The 8,775-nt window shown below is 71.3% G+C and carries 8 protein-coding genes; 4 read left to right on the forward strand and 4 right to left on the reverse strand.

The window, feature by feature from the left end; genetic code table 11:
* Positions 1 to 172 precede the first annotated feature (172 nt).
* A complete protein-coding gene (locus F9C41_RS25110; RefSeq protein WP_155389304.1) occupies positions 173 to 1,570 on the forward strand; it encodes a glycosyl hydrolase family 18 protein in 1,398 nt (465 codons plus the stop codon).
* A 121-nt stretch (positions 1,571 to 1,691) separates the two neighbouring features.
* On the opposite strand, the gene F9C41_RS25115 is transcribed toward F9C41_RS25110, so the two are convergent.
* From F9C41_RS25115 to F9C41_RS25130, 4 genes are all read right to left on the reverse strand, one after another.
* Positions 1,692 to 2,537, reverse strand: coding sequence for an NAD-dependent epimerase/dehydratase family protein (locus F9C41_RS25115; protein ID WP_155389305.1), 846 nt, complete (start codon positions 2,535 to 2,537; stop codon positions 1,692 to 1,694).
* Positions 2,538 to 2,674: 137 nt separating this feature from the next.
* Positions 2,675 to 4,081 (reverse strand): alkaline phosphatase PhoX, encoded by a 1,407-nt coding sequence (locus F9C41_RS25120; protein ID WP_230689997.1) that lies wholly within the window; start codon positions 4,079 to 4,081, stop codon positions 2,675 to 2,677.
* Between the two features lie 135 nt (positions 4,082 to 4,216).
* Positions 4,217 to 4,567, reverse strand: coding sequence for a DUF6401 family natural product biosynthesis protein (locus F9C41_RS25125; RefSeq protein ID WP_147432701.1), 351 nt, complete (start codon positions 4,565 to 4,567; stop codon positions 4,217 to 4,219).
* A 165-nt stretch (positions 4,568 to 4,732) separates the two neighbouring features.
* Entirely contained in the window at positions 4,733 to 5,647 is a 915-nt protein-coding gene (locus tag F9C41_RS25130) for a mechanosensitive ion channel family protein (RefSeq protein WP_230689998.1), read from the reverse strand.
* A 291-nt stretch (positions 5,648 to 5,938) separates the two neighbouring features.
* Between F9C41_RS25130 and F9C41_RS25135 the strand changes: the two genes are divergently transcribed.
* From F9C41_RS25135 to F9C41_RS25145, 3 genes are all read left to right on the forward strand, one after another.
* Positions 5,939 to 7,000: an arabinan endo-1,5-alpha-L-arabinosidase gene (locus F9C41_RS25135; RefSeq protein WP_155389307.1), complete on the forward strand. Its 1,062-nt coding sequence runs from the start codon at positions 5,939 to 5,941 to the stop codon at positions 6,998 to 7,000.
* 112 nt (positions 7,001 to 7,112) lie between these two features.
* Complete coding sequence (locus tag F9C41_RS25140; protein ID WP_155389308.1) at positions 7,113 to 8,303, forward strand: serine hydrolase domain-containing protein; 1,191 nt, start codon at positions 7,113 to 7,115, stop codon at positions 8,301 to 8,303.
* Between the two features lie 42 nt (positions 8,304 to 8,345).
* Complete coding sequence (locus tag F9C41_RS25145; RefSeq protein ID WP_155389309.1) at positions 8,346 to 8,678, forward strand: DUF1232 domain-containing protein; 333 nt, start codon at positions 8,346 to 8,348, stop codon at positions 8,676 to 8,678.
* Positions 8,679 to 8,775 lie beyond the last annotated feature (97 nt).

The following is an 8,775-nucleotide window of genomic DNA, read 5'->3' on the forward strand; positions in this document are numbered from 1 at the left end:
ACCACTCGGAGCGAGCCGCTTCCTCGTCCGAAACCGCACCCGACCGGACCGTCGCGTGCCCCCGGCCGCCGCCTGCCCCCAGGCCGCGCCGGGGAGGGGCGCACCCGCCAGCCGGTCAGTCGATGTGCCGTGACGATGCGCCGCCACGGCACCGGACACCGAAGGGATCCCCATGTCCGACACCCCCACATCCCGCCGAGCCCGCTGGGCCGCGGCCGGCATCGCCCTGGCCACCGCGGCCGTCGGCATCGCCGTCGCGCTGGCCCCGGCGACGGCCCAGGCGGTCGTGCTGCCCAACGGCTTCAAGAGCGTGGGCTACATGCCCTCGTGGGCAGGCGACGTCAACGCCGTCCAGTACAGCAAGCTGACGCATATCAACTACGCCTTCATCCTGCCGAACTCCAACGGCAGCCTGCAGGGCCTGGACAACCCGTCCAAGCTGTCCTCGCTGGTCTCACTGGGCCACGCCAACAACACCAAGGTCTCCATCGCCGTCGGCGGCTGGAACGACGGCAACGACCAGGCCTTCGAGGACCTGGCCGCCAACGCCACGGCCCGCACCGCGTTCGTCAACAACCTGGTGAATCTCGTCAACCAGTACAACCTCGACGGCGTCGACATCGACTGGGAATACCCGGACACCACCGCCGAGAGCAACAACTTCACGGCGCTGATGAACCAGCTCAGCACCGCCATGCATACCCGCGGCAAGCTGCTCACCGCCGCCGTGGTGTCCGAGGGCAGCACCGCCAACTTCGTGCAGCCCGCGGTCTTCAGCGCCGTCGACTGGCTGAACATCATGGCGTACGACGGCGGCAGCCCGCACGCCAACTACAACTGGTCGATCAACGCGGTCAACTCGTGGAAGTCCCGCGGCCTGCCCGCGAGCAAGGCCGTGCTGGGCGTGCCGTTCTACAGCCGCCCGACGTACTACACGTACAGCCAGCTCGTCGACATGGACCCGGCCAACGCCAACCGCGACTGCACCACGGTCGGCGGGGTGCAGCAGTGCTACAACGGCCTGCCGACCATCCGCAGCAAGACCGCGTGGGCCAAGGCCAACGCCGGCGGCATCATGAACTGGGAGCTGTCCCAGGACAAGAACGACTCCAGGTCGCTGGTCAGCGCGATCTACGAGGTCGCCATCGGCGGCACCACGCCGCCGTCGTCGCCGCCCCCGGGCGGCCGCACCGGCCGGATCGTCGGCCAGGCCTCGGGCAAGTGTGTCGACGTCGCCGCCGCCAGCACCGCCAACGGCGCCGCGATCCAGCTCTACACCTGCAACGGCACCAACGCCCAGACCTGGACCATCGGCACCGACGGCACCGTCCGCGCCCTCGGCAAGTGCATGGACGTGACCAGCGCCTCCACCGCCAATGGCGCCCTGATCCAGCTCTGGGACTGCAACGGTTCCGGCGCCCAGGTCTGGCAACCCCAGTCCAACGGCAACCTCCGCAACCCCGCGTCCGCCAAGTGCCTCGACGCCAAGGACCTCGGCACCGCCGACGGCACCCGCCTCCAGATCTGGACCTGCGCCGCCTCCGGCAACCAGATCTGGACCCTCCCCTAGCCGGTCGATCATGAACTTATGGCACGGTTCACCGGCGTGTCCCCGCCATAACTTCATGATCGACCACTGAATACGCAGCGGGCCCGCACCGGACAGGTGCGGGCCTGCTGTCGTGGGTGGGTCAGCGCCAGCCGTGGGTGGGGTCGTAGCCGAGGAGGCGGCGGGCCTTGTCGATGGAGAGCAGGGTCTCGTTGCCGGAGACGGGGCGCTGCCAGGGCAGGTCGGGGAAGACCTCGGCGGCCAGGTCCGCCGTCTCGCGGTGCATCACGGTGTCGGCGTTGGCGATGATGAAGACCTCCAGGCCGGGCTGGGGGTATTCCAGGGCGCGGCGCACCGCCTGCGCGCCGTCGCGGCAGTCGATGTAGGACCACAGGTTCCACATGCGCGCCCGCGGATCGTCCTGCCACGAGGCGAACTTCGCGTAGTCGCCGGGCTCCATCACGTTCGAGAAGCGCAGCCCGATCATCTTCAGCTGCGGGTCCCACCGGCAGAACTGTGCCGCCATCTGCTCGTCAAGGTGCTTGGCCAGGGAGTACGCCGTCTCCGGCCGCCCCGCGTACTCCTCGTCCACCGGCAGGTACGGCGGCGGGGTGTCGAACGGCAGCCCGAGCACCGTCTCACTGGACGCCCACACCACGTTGCGCACGCCCGCCGCCCGCGCCGCGGCGAACACGTTGTAGCTGACCGTGATGTTGTTGGCGAACGTCGCCGCGTTGCCGGTCACCCCCGGCCCGGGGATCGCCGCCAGGTGCACCACCGCGTCCACCTTCGCGTACCGGCTGTCGATCGCGCTGAACGCCTCCACCGCCTGGCCGTAGTCGGTGAAGTCGATCCGGGTGTACGGGCACAGCTGCTCGCGCGGCGGGGCCACGTCCAGGTTCACCACGTCGTATCCGTTGTCGAGCAGGTCGCGCACCACCGCCCGGCCCAGCTTGCCGCTGCCGCCGGTCACTGCCACCAATGTCATCGCCCACACCTCTCCCGAAGATCCGCTGCCAACGTATCCGACCGCACCGCGACCGCCGGCGCGGCAAGGCCGGGTTCGCCGAACACGGGTGCGCCCGCCCCGGTGGCACATCCGGAGCGGGCGCGGCTGGGGAGGGGTCAGTGGCCGTGGCCGTGGTCGCGGCCCCGGCGGCCCCACGGGCCGGTGATCGCGACGACCAGGCCGTCGGCCTGGATGCCGGCGAACAGGATCCGGCCGTCCTGGCTGAACGTCGGGCCGGTGAACTCGCTGTCGCTGATCTCGTTGCGGGCCAGCGGGTAGGTGACCCCCTTGTCGCTGACGCCGACCAGGTGCGACAGGCCCTCGCCGTCCTCGGCGAGGATGATGCCGCCGTACGGCGAGACGGTGATGTTGTCCGGACCGTCGTAGTGGCCCTCGGCCTTCGGGTCCGGGTTCACCCCGAAGATGGTCTTGAGTTCGATCGTCTCGCGCCTCGGGTCGTAGAACCACACCTGGCCGTCGTGCTCGTGCACGCTGCCGTCGCTGGTGCGGGCGTAGCTGGAGACGAAGTACACGCCGCCGTCGCCGTACCACTGGCCTTCCAGCTTGCGGGCGCGGGTGACCTGGTCGTTGGTGAACTGCTTGCGCACCGAGACCGTGGCGGCCAGCCGGTCCGGCACGTCCACCCAGCTCACCTTGTACTTGGTGCCGGGTTCGGTGGCCGCGGACAGGTCCGTGATGTGCAGGCCGTCCAGCGTGGCCTTGAGTGCCTGCAGGTGGCCGGCGGTGTCGCCGCCCTCGCTGAGGGCGAGCTTGCGCAGCGCGCCGTCACGGCCCTTGAAGCCCTTCGGCGGGACCCAGCGGAAGTAGAGCCCGTTGGGGCCACTGGCGTCCTCGGTCAGGTAGATCTCGTCGGTCTTCGGGTCGACGGCGACGGCCTCGTGCGCGTACCGGCCGAGGAACTTCAGCGGCACCGGGTCGAGGTTGGCCTCCTGATCGAACGGGTCGACCTCGAACACCCAGCCGTGGTCCTGCTGGAACACGCCGCCCTTGCGCTGCTCGGTCTCCTCGCAGGTCAGCCAGGTGCCCCAGGGGGTGATGCCGCCGGCGCAGTTGTTGTGCGTGCCGGCCAGGCTGACGTACTGGCGAACCCGGTCGCCGTGGTGGTCGACCTCGATGTTGGTGGTGCCGCCGCCCGCGCCCGGGTCGAACGTGAAGCCGGGACGGGCCGGGACCCGGTGCGGCTCGTCGCCGCCGATCTCGTGGTTGTTGACCAAGGTGAACCCGCGGCGGGTGCCGAAGCAGGCGGTGCCGTCGGGGTCTCCCGGGGTGGGCTCACCGGTCGCCAGCAGGGTCTTGCCGGCCTCGGCGACGATCCGGTAGGAGAAGCCCTCCGGCAGGGACAGGATGCCCGCCGGGTCCGGCACGAGCGGGCCGTAGCCGGGCACGGTGGGGTGGGCGTAGGCGGGACCGGCTACCGCCTGGATGCTGCCGGCGAACGCGATGCCGAGGCCGGTGAGGGTACCGGCACGCAGCAGGTTACGGCGGGAGAGAGGGGTGTGCACGGATAGCTGCCTTTCGATGGGCCTTCATGTCTACCCTCGACATGCAAGCCCGCGACCGGGAACGCCCCGCGCGAATCGCGCCAAGATCAGGCGAACAGCAGGCAAACACTGCCTACGTCGCCACATATGCCCTGCTCAGCCAGCGGTTACGTCCCTGCCGAGCACCGCCGCGGCGAGCTCGCACACCGCCACCAGCCGCCAGGTGATCTGGTCGGCGCGCCGCCAGTCCAGGGTGGTGACGTCGGGCAGGTTCCAGCCCAGCGCGGTCGCCTTGTCGGTGAGCCCGTCGGCGTAGCAGGCGAGCTCCACCAGGGGCGGCCGCCGCTCGGGGTCGAGCGCGTCGCCCACGCTCGCCGTCGCCTGGTCGAGGATCGCCAGCACGCCCGGGTCGGCCGCGGCGGCGGCACGGCCGGCGTCGCCGACGACGCGGGCGTAGCGCGCGAGCACCTGGCGGGCTTGGTCTGGGCTGGTGGGGCCACGGTCCATGCCGCGAGATTAGGACAGCATCGGGGCCTTGAATGCGACCTGACGTCCGTTATGACCGAACAGAGGACAACGCTGCCCGACCGGCTCCACCCGCCGGAGGGACAGCCGGTCGACACCCGCCGATGGGCACGACCGGTCAGGTCGCGCCCATCGGCCGGTCGGCGGTCAGCGCCGGCGGGGCGTCGGGCGGTTCGGAGCGTCCGGCAGCGGCTGGGTCTGATCGCTGTCGAACCCCGGCACCAGCGGCTCCCGCTCCTGCGGGTACAGGTCCGGCTCCGCCGGCCCGGCGCCCTGCGACGGATACAGGCCGGCGTCATCCGGCGCGGTGCGCTGCGACGGGTACACCGTGCCGGCGGACCGGTCCGCGAGCACCTGGGTCGCGTCGGCCTGCCCGGCGGCGTACGCGCGGGCGTGCTCGGCGACCCGGCTCGACTCCTCGCCCGCCCGGTCCAGCCAGGTGTCCCAGCGCGACTGCATGGGGCGGACCAGGCCGCCGCCGACGCCCACGATCAGGATGCCGGCGACGGTCGCCAGCACCGCGATCAGGATCGGCATGGTCACCGTGGTGGCGACGCCGATCTGGTTGAGGGCCGCGATCACGCCGAGGCCGATGATGAACACCGACGCGGTCGTGGCCAGGAAGCGGCCGTACGACAGCCCGCCCAGCGCACCCGTCACCAGGTCCTTGACCCAGGAGGCGATGGCCGCGGCCACCACCACGATGACGATCGCGACGAACGCCTTGGGCAGCCACGACACCACCGCGTTGATCAGGTCGGAGACCGGGTTGGGCCCCCAGATCCCGAACGCGAGCTGCAGCGTGAACAGCAGCACCGCGTAGTAGGCCAGCCGCGCCACCAGGTCGGACGGGTCGACGCCGCCGCGGGCCAGCGCGGCGGTCACGCCGCCGCGGGCCGCGAGCTGATCGAACCGGACCCGTTCGAGGCCCTTGTCGGCGAGCATGCGGATGCCTCGCGCGACGAGCCAGCCGACGAGCAGGATCGCCACGAAGGCCAGCGCCTTGGGCAGGAACAGCGCGACCGAGCGCAGCGCGTCGGTCAGCACCTCTCCGAAGTCCATGGGCTTCTTCCTTTCCAGCGGAACGAGGGGTTTCGGGGTCAGCTGGCCCATGCCCCACCGACCACGCAGGGAAACGGCGATCCGGGCAAGCATGGTCCGATCGGGTGATCCGGGCCGTATCGATCGACACCAACGGATGTGACCGATAACATCCTTCCGGGAGCGACCAGCCGCACCGACCCCCTTCACCGCCGGCAGGCCCCGGCAGGCCATACCAGCGGAAATGCCGCGTGCCGTGACCCCCGATCGTCGCGTACGCGCCCCCGTCCCGTTTCGCGATCGGAGTCAGCCATGCCCCACCCGCCATCCCGGCTCGCCGCCCTCGGCGCAGCCGTCGCCGTGCTCGCCACCGCCGCGCTCGCCACGACCGTCACCGCTGCCCAGGCCGCGGCCCGCGACGCGGCGTCCGCAGCCCCCGCCACGGCGCTGCCCGCCGCCGCGCCGACCACCCCACCGCCGTCCTACCCGAACCCGGGCCGCGTCACCGGCTCCACCGGTGCGCACGACCCGGCCGTGGTGCGCGCCCCCAACGGCACGTACCTGCTGGCGGCCACCGGCAACAACCTGCCGCTCAAGACGTCGACCGACCGGGTCAACTGGCGTGACGCGGGAGTCGTGTGGCCCGGCGGCGCACCCTGGACGAGTGCGTACACCGGCGGCGGGGCCAACCTGTGGGCACCGGACATCTCCTACCACGACGGCCGGTTCCTGCTGTACTACTCCGCCTCCACCTTCGGCTCGCAACGCTCAGCGATCTTCCTCGCCACCAGCCCCACCGGCGCAGCGGGCAGCTGGACGCACCAGGGCCTGGTCATCGAGAGCAGCGGCGCGGTGAACTACAACGCCATCGACCCGAACCTGTTCGTCGACGGCGCCGGCCAGTGGTGGCTCACCTTCGGCTCCTTCTGGACGGGCATCAAGTCGATCCGCCTCGACCCGGCCACGGGCAGGCGGTCCACCACCGACAGCGCGGTGCGCGCGCTGGCCCAGCGGCAGACCGCTTCGGGCGCGGTCGAGGCCCCGTTCGTCTACCGTCGCGGCGGCTTCTACTACCTGTTCGTGTCGTTCGACCTGTGCTGCCGCGGCGCGGCCAGCACCTACCGCATCATGGTCGGCCGGTCCGCCACGCCGACCGGGCCGTTCACCGACCGCAACGGCATCGCCCTGACCTCCGGCGGCGGCACGCAGATCCTGGCCGGCCACGGCTCGACCCACGGGCCGGGCCATCAGGCCGTGCTCGCCGACAACGGCCAGGACGTGCTGTTCTACCACTACTACGCGGACAACGGCGCCGCGCGGCTGGGCATCAACCTGCTGGGCTGGGACAGCGCGGGGTGGCCGTTCGTCTACTGAGCCCGGGACCGGGCGTGGCCGTCTCACGGGATATGTCCACGCCCGGCCGGTCCCACCACGATCCCGGCCCGGCCGGCGTGCGCCCGCGCCCGGTTTGCGGCACGCTGTGGTGATGAGCGATGCACTGTCGGCCTCCGGTCTGCGGCGGCTGCACGACGCCATGACCGCTCGCGTCGCCGCGGGCGAACTGCCGGGCCTCGTCCTGGCGGTAACCCGCGGCGACCAGGCGCACGTCGAGACCATCGGTGCCTTCGACTTCGACGGCGCGACGCCGATGCGGCGCGACACCCTGTTCCGCATCGGCTCGATCACCAAGCCGATGCTGGCCGCGGTCACCCTGATGCTGGTCGAGGAGGGCCTGCTCGACCTCGCCGAACCGGTCGACCGGCTGCTGCCGGAACTGGCCGACCGCCGCGTGCTGGCCAGGATCGACGGCCCGCTCGACGACACCGTGCCCGCGCGCCGGCCGATCACCGTCGAGAACCTGCTGACGTTCCGGATGGGCTTCGGCATCCTGACCGAGCCGCACTACGACCCGCCGTTCCCGATCGTCGCTGCCGCCCGGGAGCTGCGCCTGGTGCTGGCCGAGCCCGACCCGCGCACACCGTACCCGCCCGACGAGTGGATCAAGGCGTTCGGCACCCTGCCGCTGATGTACCAGCCCGGCGAGCGCTGGCAGTACAACGCCGCAGCGCTCGTGCTCGGCGTACTGGTCTCCCGGGCCGCCGACGCGCCGCTGGCCGACGTGCTGCGCACCCGGCTGTTCGCTCCGCTCGGCATGGCCGACACCGGCTTCCACACCGCCGACGTCGACCGCATCCCGCCGCACTACCTGGCCGACTTCACCACCGGCGAGCCGATCCGGCAGACGGCGACGCCGCCGGCGGACTGGGCCCGCCCGCCTGTGTTCCCGTCCGGCGCCGGCGGGCTCCTGTCCACCGTGGACGACACCCTGCGCTTCGCCCGGATGCTGGCCGCCGGGGGTGGGCACGAGGGCCGCGCGCTGCTGTCAGCGGAGTCGGTCACCGCGATGACGACCAACCAGCTCACCGCCTACCAGCAGGGCACCGCGGGCATGCTGCTGGAGCCGCAGGGCTGGGGATACGGCATGGCGGTCGCGACCAAGCCCGACGACGTCTCGGCGATCCCCGGCAGGTACGGCTGGGACGGCGGCTACGGCACCGTATGGTGCAACGACCCGTACCGCGACGTCACCGCGCTGGCCTTCACGCAGAGCTCGGACTTCCTGTTCCGCGGCGGCCGTGACGAGTTCCTCGCCCTCGCCCTGCGCGCCGCCGAATGAACACACTGGATTAACCACCCCGCGACGGGGTAGAACACGTGCGTGGATCGGGAAACCTGGATCATCATCGGCGTCGCTGTGGCGATCGTCGGCATCGTCACGCTGATCGGTGCGATCAAACTGGGCAAGCGCCTGTTCGTCACCAAACGGATGCTCGGTGAGCTGGGCACGGGAGGCAAGGTCGCCTTCTGGGGTGCCCTGATCTACACCATCCTGCCCGTGGACCTGCTGCCCGACCCGATATACCTCGACGACATGGGCGTGCTCGCGCTGGCCCTCATGTACCTGACCAACCTGCTCCGCAAGCGCCACGGCGGCAAACTCCTGCCCGGCCCGCGCAGCAAGGCCACCGCCAAACAGGACGACCCTCGATAACGGCCGACGACCGAAAAGAGTCTTGGGGGGGGGCGCGCGGGCCGGCCCCACCGCCAGTTTGTTGGCGGAAGGGCGGGGAACAACACCCGCCCCCCGG

The organism is Catellatospora paridis, assembly GCF_009720365.1.
In the GTDB taxonomy this organism is placed as follows: Bacteria; Actinomycetota; Actinomycetes; order Mycobacteriales; family Micromonosporaceae; genus Catellatospora; species Catellatospora paridis.